This is a genomic window from Pasteurella skyensis, from assembly GCF_013377295.1.
Taxonomy (GTDB): domain Bacteria; phylum Pseudomonadota; class Gammaproteobacteria; order Enterobacterales; family Pasteurellaceae; genus Phocoenobacter; species Phocoenobacter skyensis.
This window is the reverse complement of the sequence record NZ_CP016180.1, coordinates 1,765,358-1,784,011: the sequence shown is the minus strand read 5'-3', so window position 1 is coordinate 1,784,011 and position 18,654 is coordinate 1,765,358. Positions and strand designations below refer to the sequence as shown.

The 18,654-nt window shown below is 34.4% G+C and carries 17 protein-coding genes and 3 tRNA genes; 13 read left to right on the top strand and 7 right to left on the bottom strand.

Going from position 1 to position 18,654, the window contains the following annotated elements; translation table 11 throughout:
• Positions 1-25: 25 nt before the first annotated feature.
• The gene (locus A6B44_RS08495; protein WP_090920421.1) at positions 26-1,798 is read right to left on the bottom strand and encodes a GmrSD restriction endonuclease domain-containing protein; all 1,773 of its coding nucleotides are present in this window, start codon (positions 1,796-1,798) and stop codon (positions 26-28) included.
• Positions 1,799-1,828: 30 nt separating this feature from the next.
• Positions 1,829-2,668: a DUF5718 family protein gene (locus A6B44_RS08490; RefSeq protein ID WP_090920528.1), complete on the bottom strand. Its 840-nt coding sequence runs from the start codon at positions 2,666-2,668 to the stop codon at positions 1,829-1,831.
• A 206-nt stretch (positions 2,669-2,874) separates the two neighbouring features.
• Here A6B44_RS08490 and A6B44_RS08485 point away from each other — a divergent pair, with 206 nt between their 5' ends.
• The 3 genes from A6B44_RS08485 to cmoB all read left to right on the top strand — a co-directional run bounded on the left by A6B44_RS08485 (position 2,875) and on the right by cmoB (position 6,246).
• Positions 2,875-3,786 carry a LysO family transporter gene (locus tag A6B44_RS08485; RefSeq protein ID WP_090920418.1) on the top strand — a complete coding sequence of 304 codons (912 nt, stop codon included), beginning with the start codon at positions 2,875-2,877 and terminating at the stop codon, positions 3,784-3,786.
• 209 nt (positions 3,787-3,995) lie between these two features.
• Positions 3,996-5,189, top strand: coding sequence for a tyrosine--tRNA ligase (gene tyrS / locus A6B44_RS08480; protein ID WP_090920416.1), 1,194 nt, complete (start codon positions 3,996-3,998; stop codon positions 5,187-5,189).
• 91 nt (positions 5,190-5,280) lie between these two features.
• Positions 5,281-6,246, top strand: a complete 966-nt coding sequence (gene cmoB, locus A6B44_RS08475) for a tRNA 5-methoxyuridine(34)/uridine 5-oxyacetic acid(34) synthase CmoB (RefSeq protein ID WP_090920413.1) — start codon at positions 5,281-5,283, stop codon at positions 6,244-6,246.
• A 16-nt stretch (positions 6,247-6,262) separates the two neighbouring features.
• Here cmoB and A6B44_RS08470 read toward each other — a convergent pair whose 3' ends face one another.
• Both A6B44_RS08470 and A6B44_RS08465 read right to left on the bottom strand, forming a co-directional pair.
• Positions 6,263-7,591 (bottom strand): patatin-like phospholipase family protein, encoded by a 1,329-nt coding sequence (locus A6B44_RS08470; RefSeq protein ID WP_090920410.1) that lies wholly within the window; start codon positions 7,589-7,591, stop codon positions 6,263-6,265.
• 111 nt (positions 7,592-7,702) lie between these two features.
• Positions 7,703-8,428, bottom strand: coding sequence for a DUF4184 family protein (locus A6B44_RS08465; protein WP_090920407.1), 726 nt, complete (start codon positions 8,426-8,428; stop codon positions 7,703-7,705).
• A gap of 239 nt (positions 8,429-8,667) precedes the next feature.
• Here A6B44_RS08465 and A6B44_RS08460 point away from each other — a divergent pair, with 239 nt between their 5' ends.
• The 6 genes from A6B44_RS08460 (at position 8,668) to tmk (ending at position 11,359) form a co-directional block, all read left to right on the top strand.
• Positions 8,668-9,201 carry a YggT family protein gene (locus A6B44_RS08460; protein ID WP_090920404.1) on the top strand — a complete coding sequence of 178 codons (534 nt, stop codon included), beginning with the start codon at positions 8,668-8,670 and terminating at the stop codon, positions 9,199-9,201.
• Between the two features lie 155 nt (positions 9,202-9,356).
• A tRNA-Lys gene (locus tag A6B44_RS08455) sits at positions 9,357-9,432 on the top strand.
• A 21-nt stretch (positions 9,433-9,453) separates the two neighbouring features.
• Positions 9,454-9,529 (top strand) — tRNA-Lys (locus tag A6B44_RS08450).
• Between the two features lie 15 nt (positions 9,530-9,544).
• Positions 9,545-9,620, top strand: a tRNA-Lys gene (locus A6B44_RS08445).
• Positions 9,621-9,718: 98 nt separating this feature from the next.
• Positions 9,719-10,726: an endolytic transglycosylase MltG gene (mltG, locus tag A6B44_RS08440; protein ID WP_090920401.1), complete on the top strand. Its 1,008-nt coding sequence runs from the start codon at positions 9,719-9,721 to the stop codon at positions 10,724-10,726.
• The gene (gene tmk / locus A6B44_RS08435) at positions 10,727-11,359 is read left to right on the top strand and encodes a dTMP kinase (protein ID WP_090920398.1); all 633 of its coding nucleotides are present in this window, start codon (positions 10,727-10,729) and stop codon (positions 11,357-11,359) included.
• A 64-nt stretch (positions 11,360-11,423) separates the two neighbouring features.
• On the opposite strand, the gene A6B44_RS08430 is transcribed toward tmk, so the two are convergent.
• Both A6B44_RS08430 and hemH read right to left on the bottom strand, forming a co-directional pair.
• Positions 11,424-12,041: a TfoX/Sxy family DNA transformation protein gene (locus tag A6B44_RS08430; protein ID WP_143054807.1), complete on the bottom strand. Its 618-nt coding sequence runs from the start codon at positions 12,039-12,041 to the stop codon at positions 11,424-11,426.
• A gap of 225 nt (positions 12,042-12,266) precedes the next feature.
• The gene (gene hemH, locus A6B44_RS08425) at positions 12,267-13,226 is read right to left on the bottom strand and encodes a ferrochelatase (protein ID WP_090920392.1); all 960 of its coding nucleotides are present in this window, start codon (positions 13,224-13,226) and stop codon (positions 12,267-12,269) included.
• A 91-nt stretch (positions 13,227-13,317) separates the two neighbouring features.
• Between hemH and lptM the strand changes: the two genes are divergently transcribed.
• The 4 genes from lptM (at position 13,318) to A6B44_RS08405 (ending at position 18,007) form a co-directional block, all read left to right on the top strand.
• The gene (lptM, locus tag A6B44_RS08420; RefSeq protein ID WP_090920386.1) at positions 13,318-13,428 is read left to right on the top strand and encodes an LPS translocon maturation chaperone LptM; all 111 of its coding nucleotides are present in this window, start codon (positions 13,318-13,320) and stop codon (positions 13,426-13,428) included.
• 367 nt (positions 13,429-13,795) lie between these two features.
• Positions 13,796-14,620 (top strand): formate transporter FocA, encoded by an 825-nt coding sequence (gene focA / locus A6B44_RS08415; RefSeq protein WP_090920524.1) that lies wholly within the window; start codon positions 13,796-13,798, stop codon positions 14,618-14,620.
• Positions 14,621-14,724: 104 nt separating this feature from the next.
• Positions 14,725-17,007, top strand: coding sequence for a formate C-acetyltransferase (gene pflB / locus A6B44_RS08410; protein WP_090920383.1), 2,283 nt, complete (start codon positions 14,725-14,727; stop codon positions 17,005-17,007).
• Positions 17,008-17,179: 172 nt separating this feature from the next.
• A complete protein-coding gene (locus A6B44_RS08405; protein ID WP_090920380.1) occupies positions 17,180-18,007 on the top strand; it encodes a glycosyltransferase family 2 protein in 828 nt (275 codons plus the stop codon).
• Between the two features lie 148 nt (positions 18,008-18,155).
• Here the strand turns inward: A6B44_RS08405 and A6B44_RS08400 are convergent, their stop codons facing one another.
• On the bottom strand, positions 18,156-18,647 hold the full coding sequence (locus A6B44_RS08400) for a YajQ family cyclic di-GMP-binding protein (protein WP_090920377.1): 492 nt from the start codon (positions 18,645-18,647) through the stop codon (positions 18,156-18,158).
• Positions 18,648-18,654 lie beyond the last annotated feature (7 nt).

Genomic DNA, 18,654 nt, shown 5'->3' with positions numbered 1-18,654 from the left:
TACCCACTTGTTTGTATAAAAATAATCATAAAGAAAAATAATATTCTTTAATCTTGTTAGCCATTAATTTTCGTCTTTTTATTAAGAAATCATTGAAATTTTCAGCTGTCATCTCTCTAATTTCATGGGGAATACAATTTGTTTTTAAGTTTTCTAATAATTCTTTTTCTGTTGAAACTCCACTAATTTGAATACTATTATCAATTAATGTTAAATATTCTTTGGGTGGTTTGTTTCCAATCTTTACATTTATTTCTGATTGCGTTAGTGCATAATTTGCAATTTGGTTATATTCTCCTCTACTATTAATGCCATTTTTCTTTAAATAGTCTTTTGGAAAAATATGATGAATATCCCCACGTAAAGAAATTAGTTCATTAACAGAAATATCTTTTGATAAAAAACCTTTATCATTAAATTTTACTTGTGATGCTAAATATACATTAAAATATGGGCTACTTGCTACGGAAGTATTTAAACTTTGAGGTAAAGATGAATTCCAATAGGCGTCAGAAAGGTCAGCGTCTTCTCTTTCTTTAAGAATTTGTGGAAATGGTTTTTCTGAGATTTGTTTTATATCAAAGTCAAATAAGCTTTCGGAAGAGCCAGAATAGCGTCCTGTTAAAATTGAATACACGAACCAACGTTTTACATAGCTCTCTATGTCAGCTGAATTTATATGTAATTCTTTTAATTTTAGATAAAGAATGTAAGCAAAATTGATTGAGTTTTGTGATCGAATAAGTTTTGGAGATATAAATCCAGCTGATTTTATAATCATTAAAAAACGTTTGAAGTTATTTTCGTTAATAAAATTTTCAACACCTGTTTTTAGGCTTTCAAATGATGTCTTAGCAATATTATATTCAAAAGTACGAGTTTCAAAATTTCGACCAGATAGTAGACTTACCAAGTCTGATAATCTTCCTCTATTAAATTGTGATGTAAATGCGACTCTAATTAAATCATTATAATCAGGATTATATAAATCTTCATTTTCAGATTTTAACCATTGCATTTTTTTACAATAATTGGTTCGGTAGAAATTAGGGTCATTGTCCACAATATGTTGATAAAATTCTGGTTTGATAGCTAAATGACAGAAATAATCAATAGCTTTTCTTAATTCATTTCCCCCATGATCAGTATCAGCTGCAATTTTACTCATTGCAAAATCTGCTTGACTTAACACAACCCCTTTTGAATTTATACGAATAAATATTTCTGTCACAGTTTCGATATCTAAATCATGAGCAAGTTCAATGAAACCAATCTGTTTTTTAGGAATATTAATAAGGTTTGCAAAAGCTTTTTGAACTTGTTTTTTATCTACTTCAGGATTGAGTTCAAAATATTTGTCTGCAATTTCAAATAAGTCTCCGTTTATGGCTTTGGAAATATCATGTATCCAAGTTTTATCTTTCAAAATTGCTGGGTTTTGTACTTCAAATCGTTCTTCAATAGGATTAAAAGATATTTTAATTTTTACTTTGTTATAATTTTTATTAATTACATATTGATCGAGTATAGTTGTAGTTAATGCTGTAATTCTTTGTTGACCATCAATTAATACTTTCTTCCCCTCGCTTAAGCTACCATCTTTTAATCTTATATTAGGGTTTCTCCATGCAATAATGTAGCCAATTGGATAACCTTTATATAGGCTATCCATCAAATCTCTAACTTTAGCACTATTCCAAACAAATGGTCGTTGGATTTCAGGGATTGCAATTTCATTTGATTTTACCCATGATAAAACAGTTTCTATTAGATATTGGTTTACTGAATATTTTTGCATCTATTTTCCTTATTTGAATATATATTTAAATTAAACCACCACTTGCACCAAAGCAGACACATCAGCAGGAAATTGCTTATTTTCGACCATTTTAACCATATCATTGTGGCTATATTTCGTTCTGTTATATAGTACAACAATGCTTTTATCATTAGGTTGTAAAAAGTGTGTTTCGCCAAATTCCGTGTAGCGTGTTGCTCCAATGCTAATAATGGTCTGAGCTGGGTAGTTTGCTTGCTTTAACAGATTTGCAATATTGTTCATTGGATCTTCATCAGGCTGATTATTCATTCTATCTATTATCCAGTCTAATAACTGCTGATGAAAATAGCTGTAGCCAATGGTTGGGCTATCTATGCCATATTCCGTTAGTACGTCATCACGTTGATGAAAACAGGCGATATTATAATTATCTAAATTGCTACCTTGTTTAAATTTATCCAGTTTAATCCAATTTTGAGAAATCCCTTTTGAGTTCGCTCCCCAATTTTTCTTTTCACAAATTTTATGCGCATTTGGGCGACGAATAGAGCAGTCGTTATAAGCAGCAAAGTGAGAGGGAATAATGTCTACAACTTTGTTATTCACGTAAACCAAATCACAAATTAAGGCAACTTCAGGTTCAATTTGGAGATTATCCGCATCCGTTAGGTGTGGAAAAGTTAAACTGTCGCTTGAGAGGGGATAGGTCGCAAGAAATTGTTCCGTTGGAGATAATGTGGCACTCGGAACATAAAAAGGAAAAATCGCTTTAGGTTGAATTGCATTTTCAGTTTTGACGTTTAAAAAGTCGGTGGCTTCACCCGCTTGCTCCAAATGACCCGCAAAATTACCTGCGACACCTAGTCCAATAAAATGGTTGTTTTGCATCATAGAATTATTCTCCCTATTTGTATTTAATGGTAGTGATCGTAACTCGGATAGTAATGAAAATCCAGATTTTTGTGATTGAAATAATCTCGTTTATTTGAGCGGTAGGCAATGTTTTTTATTCACAATAGATTGCTTTTTATTCTATCCTATACAATACTTGTTATACTTGTTTTGCAGAGACTCATTTTAAGAGAGATACAAATATGAATATATTATTGGCGTTATTGCCTATTTTAGGCGCTTTAGTTGTTGGTTACTTATTGGGGAAAGTCCTTCCCAATTCGATTAATAATAAATTAATAAAAGGTATTGCTCCGTTGGTTTGGGGTATGCTTTTTCTACTCGGTTTTGAATTTGGTGAGATTATTTTCTCTGCAAAAGCGATTGGAAAGGTTTTGACAGGTGCTATTGTTTTTTCTAGTTTAACAACCTTGATTCCAATGTTTCTTTTATTTGTGATATTGAGACCGAAAGCCCCAAAGATAGTGAGTCAACATAAAAAGCTAGATTGGAGAGCGGCATTACCTGCCATAAAAGAATCGAGTATTGCGTTATCAATGGTTTTCTTTGGTGCGATACTTTTTGTATTACAAAATAAGATGGGCTATGCACTTCGTTTATTTAGTAGTGGCGATTTATTATTGCTATTAATTTTATTGGTAGGGGTTGATTTTACTCAGGTGCAGTTAAGCAGAGAGTGGTTTTCTCGTGAAATTTTGATTGTACCTTTTATTGTTGTGATTGGTTCATTACTGGGGGCATTGCCAGCCGCTTGGTTAACGAATGAAGCGTTATCAACCTCCTTTGCACTTTCAACTGGATTTGGTTGGTTTACGTTATCGAGTGTACTTGTGGGTGAGGCTTACGGACATCAATATGGCACAATGGCATTATTGACAGATTTATTCCGTGAGTTGTTTGCAATTGTCGTTCTGTATGCAGTTGGTGAAAAATATCCTAAGGTGGGTATTGGGGCTGCGGCGGCAACGGCTTTAGATTCAACCTTGCCAATTGTTAAGCAAACGTGTTCATCAAAGCACATACCTTTGGCTTTGGTAAGTGGTTTTTTATTAACGGCATTAGCGCCTTTTTTTATTACAATATTCTTGCCTTAAAAAAGATTAATTGTAAAGGATTGTAAATTACATTGCCTTATAAATGATAATTGTTATCATTAAACCACTTAAAAAAATAATAGGTAATCACTCCAACTCTTTTGCACCTTATTCCCCCCACAAAATAAGGTGCTTTTTTTTCACTTTTTTTTAAATTCTCATTATGATACTCTAATTCCATATTTTATTCGTACTATTAAGGAAAGAGAATGTCCCTATCTATTGAAACTCAATTAGCAGAATTAAAACGTGGTGTAGAAGATATCTACTCCGAAAATGATTTAATTGAAAAATTAAAAGAAAATCGTCCATTACGCATTAAATTGGGGGCTGATCCAACCGCACCAGATATCCATTTAGGGCATACGGTCGTGTTAAATAAATTACGTCAATTTCAGCAGTTAGGTCACGAAGTGTATTTCTTAATTGGGGATTTCACGGGTATGGTTGGCGATCCATCAGGTAAAAATACAACTCGTCCACCTTTAACCAAAGAAGATGTGTTACGCAATGCGGAAACCTATAAATCTCAAATTTTTAAAATTTTAGATCCACAAAAAACCAAAGTGGTGTTTAACTCAGATTGGTTAAATCAATTAGGAACAGAAGGAATGATTCGCCTTGCGTCTAACTATACCGTTGCTCGTATGTTAGAACGTGATGATTTCAAAAAACGTATCACAAATAACCTCTCAATTGCTATTCACGAATTTATGTACCCATTATTAACAGGTTATGATTCAATAGCTTTAGAAGCAGACGTGGAATTAGGTGGAACAGATCAAACTTTCAATTTATTAGTAGGACGTGAATTACAAAAATCATATGGTCAAAAACCTCAGGTTGCAATGACGTTACCGTTGCTTGAAGGCTTAGACGGCGAGAAAAAAATGTCTAAATCATTAGGTAACTACATCGGTGTTTCTGACACGCCAAGCGAGATGTTTGGTAAAGTGATGTCAATTTCTGATGAGTTGATGTGGCGTTGGTACGACTTACTTTCATTCCGTTCATTAGACGAAATTGCAAAATTTAAAGAGGAAGTGACCGCTGGTCGCAATCCTCGTGATGTAAAAATTCTGTTAGCCAAAGAAATTATTGCTCGTTTCCATTCAGACGCTGACGCTGATGCGGCGGAACAAGAGTTTATCAACCGTTTCCAAAAAGGAGCAATGCCTGATGAAATGCCTGAATTTACCTTTGAAGGCGAAATGGGATTAGCTTCATTATTGAAAGAGGCGGGATTATCACCATCCACTTCAGAAGCAATGCGTTCTGTAAAAGGTGGCGGTGTGCGAATTGATGGCGAGAAAGTGGAAGATCCTCGCTTAACCATTCAAACTGGCACAACGGCTGTTTACCAAGTGGGTAAACGTAAATTCGCACGTGTAACCGTAAAATAAGCGGTCACATTTGTTCAATTTTTTGCAATATTAACCCCGTAGAGACGTAGCATTATGTTACGTCTCTACAATATTTATGTGTGTAATATAAATGATAGATTTCCGTCCTTTTTACCAACAATTAGCAACCAGTTCTCTTGCTCACTGGTTAGAAACTTTACCTTTACAAATGAAGCAGTGGCAAACCCAAGCACACGGTGATTTTGATAAATGGGAAAATGCTCTTAAACATTTACCTGTAAAAACCGCTTCAATCAATTTAAAGGATAAAGTGGAAGCCATTGAAAGTGAACCTTTTTTATCACAAGGGGAAAAACAGCGTTTTATCCATAATTTAAAATTACTCAAACCGTGGCGAAAAGGTCCTTATCATTTATATGATGTACATATCGATTGTGAATGGCGTTCAGATTTTAAATGGGATCGAGTCTTGCCTCATTTATCACCATTGCAAAATCGTACTATTTTAGATGTTGGCTGTGGCAGTGGCTATCATATGTGGCGAATGGTTGGCGAAGGGGCAAAATTGGTAGTCGGGATCGATCCAACAGACTTATTTTTATGCCAATTTGAAGCAGTGCGTAAGCTATTAAATAATAACCGTCAGGCTCATTTGATTCCGATGGGAATTGAAGAAATGCAACCACTGAAAGCTTTTGATACGGTATTTTCAATGGGAGTGCTTTATCATCGCAAATCACCTTTTGACCATTTTTTGCAGCTTAAAAACCAGTTACGTAAAGGGGGCGAGTTAGTACTTGAAACCTTAGTGATTGATGGTGGTGTAAACGATGTACTGGTACCGAGTGATCGCTACGCCAAAATGCGAAATGTCTATTTTATCCCTTCTGTACCAGCCTTGATTAGTTGGTTAGAAAAGGCAGGATTTAAAAATATACGCTGTGTTGATGAGGCTATGACGACTATTGAGGAACAACGTCGTACAGAATGGATTGAAACTGAGTCTCTCAAGGATTTTTTAGATCCTCAAGATCATTCCAAAACGATTGAAGGCTATCCTGCACCTAAGCGAGCAGTCATTATTGCAAATAGTTAGTATAAAGTGACCGCTATTAATGCTGTAATAGTGTTAATATTTGCTGATATTCAGCAGATTGATTCAGTAAAATTGTTGCCGCTTTTTTTAAATTATTGACCTCTGCTGTGGGTAAATAGAGCGAGGTACTGATATTTAATACATCATCCCTTAATTGAGAAGGTGGCAGATCTTTTAAATTCAAACTTGCAAAATGAATTTTGATGGTGTTTTTGGATTTTTTATTCCATTCATCGATCATATTTCTAAAACTTAATAGCGTATTGTGGCTATTGTTATCAATAGGCACTTTAATGACTGAGTTCACAATATCAACAGTACTGGGTATATCAGCAGATTTATCTACTTCATTTGATATCTGATTTTGAGCATTGATATTAATGACAATGATATTTTTTAAATGGGTTTGTTTTAAACGGTATTCAATCCCTTTTTCACCTAATAAATCATAAAGATCCAGTAAGCTACGTAAACCTAAATTATCCGTCAGTCCACCATCTACAAGATGAATAAAAGGTCTTTGTTGACTATTTTTATAAGGATCTATTTTAGATTTTAATATCGATTTATTTTTTAAGTGGCCGCCAAAATTAACCAACTGAGCAGAGGGATTATAGTGGCAATTACCGCCGTTATTGTTAAAAGTTAAAGGTGTAAAGATTAAAGGAACAGAACTGGATGCCGCAACTGCTTTGGCAATTTCCACTTTTTCTAAATTTAAACACAAATGATCGAAGTCTTCTTGTGTAAAGTTAATACGTTGTCCTATATTCATATCTGTAGCACTAATAACGGCAAAAGGACCTTTACGATAATGCAGTAAATCATTAAAGGTTTTGCCTTTGAAAAGGGCTAAATTTAATTGTTCCTTAAGTAAATCACCACGTCCAAATTGAGGAGAGCTTAGGCGCCACATATTTGAAAATGAGAAAACACGATTTACAATTTCCTTTTGGAAATTACGACTTAGAAATTTATTTTCAAACTTTGGAATAACATCTTTGCCTTCTAATGCAAAGTAGCTAGCCAGTACGGCACCACCAGATACACCATAGACGAGATCAATATTTTCCAATAAAGTATCACCTTTAGCGGTAGGATGTATTGGGGTTTTTGCAAATTGTTCTAAGACGCCATAACCCAATGAAGCCGCCCGATTTCCGCCACCTGAGAACATTAAAATAATCAGATTTTTACGTGTCTTATTTTTTGATAATACATCATAAACACGATAACCACTATTGATGTCCACTTGTTTGATGGTTTCAATGGGTTGGTATTTAATTGAACTACAAGCAGAAAGCAAGGAGACTGCAAATAGGGTTAACAGGGTTGCACGTTTCATAATATTGATATGATTCCTAAGCTAAAAATATAATAAATGATTAGACACTTTAAAGTGTAAAATGTTGTAAATATTTACTAACATCTTACCGCTTCATTTTAAAAGATCAAATTATTGCGTATCTTTTTTCTTTAAACTTTTTAGGCAAACTAAGGTTAATGCGATTATTCCTGAGGAGATTACATTGACGATAATATGTCCATATTGCATTAAATTTTGCATAAACATTAATCGTATTCCTAATATGCCGATAGTCAATATAATAAAGGCAAACCAAAATTCTAAAGATGGCTGGGTATATGATGATTTCGTGACTTTCATCATTAATAAATAACACAACATAAACAACGCTCCGCTAATGGTACTAAGGTGTTGTAGGAATTTGAAAATAGGTATATTTGAATGTCCTAGCATTTGGTCTAATGCGAAGTAATGTACAAAAAATGCATATTGATGTGTAAATGAATCCCATAATATATGTGAATAAGCACCAATGACAATAGAGATACTGACTATAATCCAATGATTTTTTAAATATAACAATCCATCCTCATTTTTAAACTGTGACAATCGATATTGAATAAATCGAGGGGAGTTTTCTAATAAAGGTTTTTTTATAATACGGTGAAAAATAATAAATAAAATTATACCTAGAGGTAAATTAAACCAAAGGGCACCAAGTAAAGTATGGCTGTATTCACTGTACATTCGCATTCTCAGAAAATACTCAAAGTCAGGTGTTAAGCTCCCAATAATTAATGCGGTGAGTGAGACCCATTTACCAAAAATAGGTTTTAACGGTAAAACAATGGCAGGGTGTGAAAAGGTAAATGGCATTGGGCGTTGTATTGGTTAAGGAGTTTATGTCAACAGTATAACAAAGAAAAAAGATAACAGATAAAAAATGTAAGATAAAATGAGTAAATTTTTATGATGATCGTACCGCTTCAAGAGAAGAGGCAGGGGTGTTCTTTGTGGAAAAATACAGGATAATAAATTTAATACTATTTACAAAAGTAGTAACTTATGACACCCTTGTGACATTCTTTTAGTTATTAATGAACAGGTTAATTTTTATGCAAATAATTATGTCTCTTTTACAAATTGTGGTGAGTTTTTTTAGTTTTGTTTTAATTTTACGGACTTGGTTCGAGTTTTGTCGAGTAGATCCTCGTTTACCTATTTCACAATCGCTTATTCGACTTACTCAACCTTTAGTCAATCCTGTGAGTAAAGTTATTCCAAATGTACGTAATATCAATATAGCAGCGATTTTGATTGCAATCGTTATTAGTGCGGTATTTTATTTTTTTATGACGGGCTTGTTCACAACAGCTGTGCTGATTGGTGTGTTAAGTGCGATAAAAATATTTGGACAGATTCTATTTTTTACGACGCTAATTAGAGCATTAATGAGCTGGATTTCGCAAGGTAACCATCCATTAGATTATACTGTGGCGCAAATTACCGAACCAGTTTTAGGATTGATTCGTCGTTTTCTTCCAAAAACAGGAATGCTTGATTTTTCTGTAATGGTATTAGCCTTTATTTTATTAGCATTAAATCAATTTTTGTACAGCAATTTAGGTGCGCTTTGGGCTATTGCATAAGTAAGGAAAATAACAAAACAAGTGGTAAGATTATGGAAAAAATTTGCAAAATCGAGTGGAAACTATCCACTTAATGGAAAATTCCACTAATTTTGTAAAAAAAAGGTTGATTAGATTTATAAAATCAGTATGATACTCCCTCGTTGAGTATCGATGGGGCATTAGCTCAGTTGGTAGAGCAGCGGACTTTTAATCCGTTTGTCGAAGGTTCGAATCCTTCATGCCCCACCACTTTACTGCAACTTTTTTGATGGGTCATTAGCTCAGTTGGTAGAGCAGTGGACTTTTAATCCATTGGTCGAAGGTTCGAATCCTTCATGACCCACCATTTACATTCCCTTTTGGGGCATTAGCTCAGTTGGTAGAGCAGCGGACTTTTAATCCGTTTGTCGAAGGTTCGAATCCTTCATGCCCCACCATTTATTTTTCTAATACATTCTTCCAAATTTATAAAAAATGATCAAAGTTGTAATTTTTGGTATAGTGACTGTAATTTCATTATTAGTTAATTTTCATTATGTTTAAAAAATTGTGTTTTATTCTTCTGTTAGTAATATTGACATTGTGTGCTGGAACTTATCATTATTTCCAAGTGATTGGTGCTCCAATTAACAAAACAGAACCGTTATTTGTCGTTAAAAAAGGAATGACGAGTAAACAGCTATCCTCTGCACTTATTCAAAACGGCGTTGTAGAGTCATCACCACTATTACCTTATATTATTCGTTTTAATCCTAAATTTAAGTATTTTAAAGCAGGGGTATATAGCTTAAAAAATATCAATACATTAACAGATTTATTGGTACATCTTAATAATGGTGCAGAAATACAGTTGAGTTTAAGTTTGATTGAAGGGAAAAGCTTTCAAGTGTGGCGACAAAAAATTGAGCAAGCGCCTTATTTATCTCACACTCTAAAAGATAAATCAGAAGCAGAGATTGCGAAATTATTAGGGATTCCTCATCAAAAATTGGAAGGGTGGTTTGCACCTAATACTTATCATTATGCTCCTCATTCTACGGATCTTGCACTTTTAAAACGTATTTATCAACAACAGCAGCAAATTTTAGAGCAGGCGTGGCAAAGTAGAGATAAAAAGTTGCCCCTTCGTTCTCCTTATGAAATGTTAATATTGGCTTCTATTGTTGAAAAAGAGACAGGAAAAGCAGCTGAGCGTCCTCAAGTGGCGTCTGTGTTTATCAATAGATTACGTTTAAAAATGAAATTACAAACGGATCCCACAGTGATTTATGGAATGGGAGATAAATATCAAGGTAATATTCGTAAGAAAGATTTACGTCAGGCAACGGCTTATAATACCTATGTCATAGATGGTTTGCCTCCAACACCTATTGCAATGCCAAGTGAATCAGCAATTAATGCAGTGGCTCATCCTGATAATACCCCTTATTTATATTTTGTTGCAGATGGAAGTGGTGGGCATAAGTTTAGTCGTACTCTTAAAGAACATAATCGAGCTGTAAGAAAATATGTAAAATGGCTCAGATCACAAAAAGGAAAATAAATGAAAGCGAAAGGAAAATTTATTGTTATAGAGGGATTAGAAGGGGCAGGAAAAAGTAATGCCCAAAATATTGTGATGGAGATATTACACGCACACCATATTGACTTTATTACGACTCGTGAACCTGGTGGTACACCTATTGCAGAAGCATTACGTACCCTTTGGAAAAAAGGCGTGGATGGTGAGCATACAACGGATAAGGCAGAATTATTGATGCTTTATGCGTCAAGAACGCAGTTAGTGGAAACTATTATTCAACCCGCTTTAGAGAAAGGCGTATGGGTAATAGGTGATCGTCATAATATGTCGACACAAGCTTATCAAGGTGGTGGACGTGGTTTAAGTGAGGTGTTGCTAGATCAAATCAAAACAGCAATTTTAGGTGATTTTGAACCTGCTCTAACCCTTTATTTAGATTTAGATCCTAAAGTAGGGTTGGAGCGAGCGAAAGGGCGAGGAGAATTAGATAGGATAGAACAGCAGCATATTGACTTTTTTCATCGCACCAGAGAACGCTATTTAGCCCTAGTAGCGCAAAATCCTAAAGCAATCAAAATCAATGCAGAACAAGATTTAGAGAGTGTTTCTAATGATATTAGACAGGCGATCGAAAACTGGTTGTCTCATTCTTAATATATTGCTCGTTTTACTATCACGATATGCTTGGTTTGTAGAATATCGTGATAGTGCGAAAAGTCTATATGGTGAAACGTTTACGTAAACCGACATCATATAATTCAGAATCTGCTTTTTTCAATAAGGTTGCTTTTTGTTTATGATCTAAGGTATATACAAGTTGATTGTTTAATGCACCGTATAATTTGAACAATAGCGTTTCTGCGACATCTATCCCTTTTTCTATCAGCCTAACAAAAACTTTCACAGCACCTAACTTGTATAATTGATGCACTGTTTTCACTCCATTTCTATATAATAACCGTTCTAGGTTAATATTCATATTAGGCAGATGACGGATGAGTTTTGGTTCTACAGCATTCTGTTTGGCAAGATTGAGTTCTTCTACTAAAGTGAGTAACCAATTATTCTTTTGGGAAAGTTGCTCCCATTTGTCTTCAGGAAATAAATAAAAATCTCCCATTAAGACTGAACGCAGATCAAGGAAGTTAGAAAGGTTATCTTTTTTACTGAAATTATTGGGAATTTTAAGAAAAAACTGGTTATTTTTATATAATCCAAACATTGTGTCATCTTTAAATAAACCGTAGTATGAAAAATAGGTTTTGACTATTAGTGAACCCACAAAAGGTTTTAAAAAACCTCTAATTTTTATAGTGTTATTTTGAACTTTATTCACTATTAACTCCTGTAGTACGTTTAAAAAATAAATATTAGCGATGAAAGTTAAATGTACTTTCAAAGCAGTACTATAAAATGAAAGGGGAGTAGGGATCAGTGTTTTAAGGAAGTTTTTCGATCTGGATCGCAAAACTGATATTATCCTATTGAAAAAAAGAGTGAATAATATTTAGACAACTGGTAGGAGGAGTAGAGACAGTCTGGGTAAAGGAATGAAGAAGACTTAAATTTTAGCGTTGATGAGCGCCACAAGGAGTTTAATATGGTCATCATTAGCGTTTAGAGCAGGAATATAGCGGTATGATTCTCCTCCATTTTTGCAAAAAATGTCTCGATTTTCATTTGTAATTTCCTCTAAGGTTTCGAGGCAATCAGATGAAAACCCTGGACAAATTATTGCAATATTTTTGATGCCTTGTTTAGGATAGAGGCTTAACACTTTATCCGTGTAAGGTTTTAACCACTCTTCTTTCCCAAAACGAGATTGAAAAGCCAGTGAAAATTGAGCTTGGGTTAAATTTAACTTTGATGCAACTAAAGATGTGGTCTCTTGACAGTGTTGAGGGTAAAAATCTCCCTCAAGTTCATAACGTTTGGGAATGCCGTGAAAAGAAAAAAGTAAGTGCTCTTTCTCATCTAATTGAATAGAATTGACCAATGCTTCTATATATAAAGGATGATCGTGATAACTATGAATAAATTCAAAAGGGACGATCTTTTTGTGCACCTTTAACGCCTGTGCGAAAGCATCAAAGACAGGAGCGGTCGTTGTGCTACTGTACTGTGGATAAAGAGGAAGTACGATAAGTTTTTTTATATTTTGTTGAAGTAAATTATTCACTGCATTTTTTATGGATGGATTACCATAGGTCATTGCCAATTCTACAATCACATTTTGATTTTGTGATATAAAGTAGTCTTGAATTTTTTGTTGTTGCTGATAGGAAATCGCTAAAAGAGGAGAACCTTGATCTGTCCATATCTCTTGATACAGTTTTGCAATTTTAGGGGATCTTCTTGGTATCACAATACCATTTAAAATAGCTAGCCATTGTAATCTTGGTAGATCTATCACTCGTGGGTCACTTAAAAATTGTTGTAAATAACGTTTCATTGCAGAAACGGTTGGCGCATCTGGTGTGCCTAAATTTACTAATAAAACACCAATTTTTGTTTGAGTCATTAAAATTTCCCACTTTAGCTAAATAATAATAGAAATTATGGCATATTTTGGGTAGAATCCTCCATTATTTTTTGAAAAAATTAAGCCGTTTATGAAAAAATGGATCGTTATTGCAATGCTAGCCGTCGTTAGCTTAACCGCTTGCGGTGTAAAAGGGGCTTTGTACTTCCCAACTGAACAGAGTGAACAGCAAACCAAATAGACTAAGCGATACGATGTTGTCACTTTTTTACCAAAATCACACTTTAACTTGTTGGTTATCTGTTTGATGAGTGAGTTTATTTTTTTAAGAAAAGTAGCGGATTCACCATAAATGATGATCAGCTTCACTCCCTTTAAAAAGAAGAATTTGCAAATCTTTGGCAATAAAAGTTGTTGTGACCTTATAAAACGTTATTTTTGTTAAAAAAGAATGAGTCAAAATGTGTTTTTTAACAAAACATTAACATACATAGCCCTATTTAGTTAATATCCTTTCTCGTTTCTTAAATTCATTTTGAATCAATGATAGTAAAGTATTATAATTCAACAAATCTTATAAACTTTCAAATTTTAGTTGAATTATGATGATGAACTCTCCTACAGAAATGGCAAAAATTGCACAAGATGGTGCAGTGTATAAAGCATTAAAAAAACCGTTATATGCTTTTATTTCTGCAATATTAGCAGGGGCTTTTATTGCAATTGCTTTTGTGTTTTATACTACAGTGAAAACAGGTGCGGGCAATATGCCGTGGGGAATTGCTAACCTTATTGGCGGTATAGTATTCTCTCTTGGTTTGATGCTTGTTGTGGTGTTTGGTACCGATCTTTTTACGTCCACTACACTGACTATTATTGCCAAAGCCAGCGGCAAAATTTCCCTTACTCAAATGCTTAAAAACTGGGGTGTTGTTTATTTTGGTAACTTTGTTGGTGGACTCGTGATTGTTGCGTTGATGTGGTTTGCAGGACAATATATGGCAGATCACGGGCAATGGGGATTAACTATTTTAAAAGTCTCACAGCATAAATTACATCATACTTGGGTAGAGGCGTTTAGTCTTGGTATTATGTGTAATGTGATGGTGTGTGCAGGAGTATGGATGTCCTATGCAGGTAAAAGTTTAACTGACCGTACTCTTATCTTAATTTTACCTATCGCGATGTTTGTTGCATCTGGTTTTGAACACTGTGTGGCAAATATGTTTATGGTTCCAATGGGAATTTTAATTCAACACTGTGCAAGCCCTGAATTTTGGAGTGCAATTAGTATTGATCCTGCACAATTTGCAGATTTAACAATTGGACATTTTATTAATAGCAACCTTATTCCAGTAACATTAGGAAATATTGTAGGCGGATCATTCTTTATCGGTTTGGTTCAATGGTTTTTATATATTCGAAAACACTAAATTTCAAATTAATAAGCGGGTAGATTTAGAACAAATTTTGCAAATTTTTTATAAAATGTAACCGCTTCAATTTTAACTTATCTTTAATAGAGAGGATTTTAACAATGGCTCAGATTACAGAAACTCAACAACAAGCGTGGCAAGGTTTTGCGGCTGGTGAGTGGCAAGAAAACGTAAATGTGCGTGATTTTATTCAAAAAAACTATACACCTTATGAAGGTGATGAATCTTTCTTAGCGGATGCAACAGAAGCAACAACAACGCTATGGGCAAAAGTAATGGAAGGCATCAAAGAAGAGAACCGTACTCACGAACCTCTTGATTTTGATACTGATATTCCTTCAACTATTACTTCACACCCAGCAGGTTATATTGAGAAAGATTTAGAGCAAATCGTAGGTTTACAAACGGATGCTCCATTAAAACGTGCCATTATTCCATTCGGTGGAATTAAAATGGTAGAAGGATCTTGTAAAGTTTATGGTCGTGAATTAGATCCACAAGTGAAAAAAATCTTTACTGAATACCGTAAAACTCACAATCAAGGGGTATTTGATGTTTATACTCCAGATATTCTACGTTGTCGTAAATCAGGTGTAATTACTGGTCTTCCAGATGCTTACGGTCGTGGTCGTATTATCGGTGACTACCGTCGTGTTGCATTATATGGTATTGATTTCTTAATGGCGGATAAATTTGCACAATTTACTTCATTACAAGAGCGCTTAGAAAGTGGTGAAGATTTAGAAGCAACTATCCGTTTACGTGAAGAAATTGCTGATCAGCATAAAGCATTAGCACAAATTAAACAAATGGCTGCAACTTATGGCTACGATATTTCAGGTCCAGCTAAAACCGCAAAAGAAGCAATCCAATGGTTATACTTCGGTTATCTTGCGGCGGTTAAATCACAAAATGGTGCGGCAATGTCATTCGGTCGTACTTCAACATTCTTAGATATTTATATCGAACGTGATTTAAAAGCAGGTATTATTACAGAACAACAAGCTCAAGAGTTAATGGATCACTTAGTAATGAAATTACGTATGGTTCGTTTCTTACGTACACCTGAATATGATCAATTATTCTCTGGTGACCCAATGTGGGCAACAGAAACTTTCGCTGGTATGGGCTTAGACGGTCGTACATTAGTAACGAAAAACAGCTTCCGTATGTTACATACTTTATACACAATGGGTCCATCACCAGAGCCAAACTTAACTATTCTTTGGTCTGAAAAATTACCAAAAGCATTTAAAGAGTATTGTGCAAAAGTGTCAATCGATACTTCTTCAGTTCAATATGAAAATGATGATTTAATGCGTTCAGACTTTAACAGTGATGACTATGCGATTGCGTGTTGTGTAAGTCCAATGGTTGTAGGTAAACAAATGCAATTCTTTGGCGCACGTGCAAACTTAGCGAAAACAATGCTTTATGCAATCAATGGTGGTATTGATGAAAAATCAAAAATGCAAGTTGGTCCTAAATTTGAACGCATTACTTCTGATGTATTAGACTTTGATGAAGTAATGAACCGTATGGATGAGTTTATGGATTGGTTAGCAAAACAATACGTCACTGCATTAAACATCATTCACTATATGCATGATAAATACAGCTATGAAGCGTCTTTAATGGCATTACACGATCGTGATGTATATCGTACAATGGCGTGTGGTATTGCAGGACTTTCAGTGGCGGCTGACTCGCTTTCAGCAATCAAATACGCAAAAGTTAAACCAATTCGTGATGAAGACGGTATCGCAGTAGACTTTGAAATCGAAGGTGAATACCCACAATTTGGTAACAACGATTCACGTGTAGATGACTTTGCTTGTGACTTAGTTGAACGTTTTATGAAGAAAATTCAAAAACTTAAAACTTATCGTAATGCTGTACCAACTCAGTCAGTATTAACGATCACATCTAACGTGGTTTATGGTAAGAAAACTGGTAATACCCCAGATGGTCGTCGTTCTGGTGCACCATTTGGCCCAGGTGCTAACCCAATGCATGGACGTGATCAAAAAGGTGCAGTGGCATCATTAACCTCTGTGGCAAAATTACCATTTGCTTATGCGAAAGACGGTATTTCATACACATTCTCTATCGTACCAAATGCGTTAGGTAAAGATGATGATTCACAAAAACGTAATCTTGCAGGTCTAATGGACGGTTACTTCCACCACGAAGCTAGTGTTGAAGGTGGTCAGCACTTAAACGTAAACGTAATGAACCGTGAAATGTTATTAGATGCAATGGAAAATCCTGAAAAATACCCACAATTAACGATTCGTGTATCAGGTTATGCTGTACGTTTTAACTCTTTAACTAAAGAGCAACAACAAGACGTTATTACTCGTACATTTACACAATCTATGTAATTAAATAGTACGAAGTAAGTTGAAATAAATAAAATCCCCAAACAATCTAGTTTGGGGATTTTTTATTAAAACCTCTTTTTTGTTATACTTAGAGCGTATTTAATAATCAATTAGATAAATGGTATTTTGTTAGTTATAATGTATAAGACTATTTTTTCAACAATTGATCATAATGAAGACTTCTTTTTTTCCTACGTTAGATATTGTTATACCTTGCTATCAAGCAAGTGGTACATTGGAAAGAGCTGTTACTAGCTGTTTACAACAAAATAATTATCAGCATATTATTTTAGTTGATGATGGTTCAACAGATAATACTTGGCAAATAATGCAAAGACTAAAAGCAGAGCATTCCCACATTATTACCTTAAAAATGCCAGAGAATAGCGGTGTAGCTTGTGCTAGAAATTGGGGGACATTGCATAGCCAAGCAGAGTTAGTTGCCTTTTTAGATGCTGATGATGCTTATCAGAAAGGAGCATTAGACTCTATCGCAGAGGTATTTCATCATTTACCAGAGTTGAGCTTAATTCGATTAAAATTTATACCTATTAATTTATCTCCTTTATTTTCAGAACATCCTAATTTTCCAATAGCTTGGGAAACGTTACAAATGACTGGTGCAGGAAATACAATTTTTAGTCGAAATACTTTATTGGCTTGTGGTGGTTTCCCTCAAGATGAATTATTTAAACGCTTAGGTGGTGAAGACGGTGCATTAGGTATTGCATTTGAAAAAACAGCAATGATAGGCACATTATTTGAAGAAAAATACCAAGGTGTTCAACTCTATTGTCGAGAAGGAATGCACGCAGAAAGATTATTACGTGCAGTACTGTTTGATGAACATTATCCCCTTATCAATGAGGATGCTATTATTTATGCTAATAATGTAACAAATGTAATTGTAAAACGTTTAAAACAATGCCAAATAGCATTACAAAGTAAAATAAAGGGAAGAACGTCAATTTCTATTACGTACGGTAAACCAAACAAATAAAATTCTGAAGATTTTGCACAATATGGCAGTTTTTATTATCTGAAAGTTGATATTGAGGAGAGGGCTTTGATGTATTTGAAAGTCTTAGTTTCATTATGTTGTAGCTATCTGACTAAAAATATTAACCAGATAGCTTGTTAAAAATGACTTAATCTCTAAAATTCTCAAACTGAAAAGGTTGTCCTAACTCGGCACCTTTTACAAGTTGAATCGCTTTTTGTAAATCATCACGGGATTTCCCTGTCACTCGAACTTGTTCACCCTGTATTTGGGTTTGCACTTTTAATTTTGCGTCTTTAATTAATTTAATAATTTTTTTCGCCATTTCCTTTTCAATCCCTTGCTTCAGAGTGACTTCCTTGCTGTACATTTTGCCGCTGTGTTCATAGTCATCAGGAATTTCTAATGATGAAGGTTCAATGTTACGTTTAATCATTGCATTGCGTAAAATATCAAGTAACTGTTCTACTTGGAAATCTGATTCAGTGGTCACTTTAATACTCTCTTTCCCTTCATTGAGTTCAATCGTCGCAGTAACATTACGAAAATCCCAACGGTTAGTTAATTCACGATTGGCATTTTCTACAGCGTTACGTACTTCGTGCATAGTAATTTCAGATACAATATCAAAAGATGGCATTTTATTT

What these genes read in the sequence shown, in the direction of transcription:
- A6B44_RS08495 (WP_090920421.1), bottom strand. Translation starts at nt 1,798, where the DNA reads ATGCAAAAATATTCAGTAAACCAATATCTAATAGAAACTGTTTTATCA.
- A6B44_RS08490 (WP_090920528.1), bottom strand. Translation starts at nt 2,668, where the DNA reads ATGCAAAACAACCATTTTATTGGACTAGGTGTCGCAGGTAATTTTGCG.
- A6B44_RS08485 (WP_090920418.1), top strand. Translation starts at nt 2,875, where the DNA reads ATGAATATATTATTGGCGTTATTGCCTATTTTAGGCGCTTTAGTTGTT.
- tyrS (WP_090920416.1), top strand. Translation starts at nt 3,996, where the DNA reads ATGTCCCTATCTATTGAAACTCAATTAGCAGAATTAAAACGTGGTGTA.
- cmoB (WP_090920413.1), top strand. Translation starts at nt 5,281, where the DNA reads ATGATAGATTTCCGTCCTTTTTACCAACAATTAGCAACCAGTTCTCTT.
- A6B44_RS08470 (WP_090920410.1), bottom strand. Translation starts at nt 7,591, where the DNA reads ATGAAACGTGCAACCCTGTTAACCCTATTTGCAGTCTCCTTGCTTTCT.
- A6B44_RS08465 (WP_090920407.1), bottom strand. Translation starts at nt 8,428, where the DNA reads ATGCCATTTACCTTTTCACACCCTGCCATTGTTTTACCGTTAAAACCT.
- A6B44_RS08460 (WP_090920404.1), top strand. Translation starts at nt 8,668, where the DNA reads ATGCAAATAATTATGTCTCTTTTACAAATTGTGGTGAGTTTTTTTAGT.
- mltG (WP_090920401.1), top strand. Translation starts at nt 9,719, where the DNA reads ATGTTTAAAAAATTGTGTTTTATTCTTCTGTTAGTAATATTGACATTG.
- tmk (WP_090920398.1), top strand. Translation starts at nt 10,727, where the DNA reads ATGAAAGCGAAAGGAAAATTTATTGTTATAGAGGGATTAGAAGGGGCA.
- hemH (WP_090920392.1), bottom strand. Translation starts at nt 13,226, where the DNA reads ATGACTCAAACAAAAATTGGTGTTTTATTAGTAAATTTAGGCACACCA.
- lptM (WP_090920386.1), top strand. Translation starts at nt 13,318, where the DNA reads ATGAAAAAATGGATCGTTATTGCAATGCTAGCCGTCGTTAGCTTAACC.
- focA (WP_090920524.1), top strand. Translation starts at nt 13,796, where the DNA reads ATGAACTCTCCTACAGAAATGGCAAAAATTGCACAAGATGGTGCAGTG.
- pflB (WP_090920383.1), top strand. Translation starts at nt 14,725, where the DNA reads ATGGCTCAGATTACAGAAACTCAACAACAAGCGTGGCAAGGTTTTGCG.
- A6B44_RS08405 (WP_090920380.1), top strand. Translation starts at nt 17,180, where the DNA reads ATGAAGACTTCTTTTTTTCCTACGTTAGATATTGTTATACCTTGCTAT.
- A6B44_RS08400 (WP_090920377.1), bottom strand. Translation starts at nt 18,647, where the DNA reads ATGCCATCTTTTGATATTGTATCTGAAATTACTATGCACGAAGTACGT.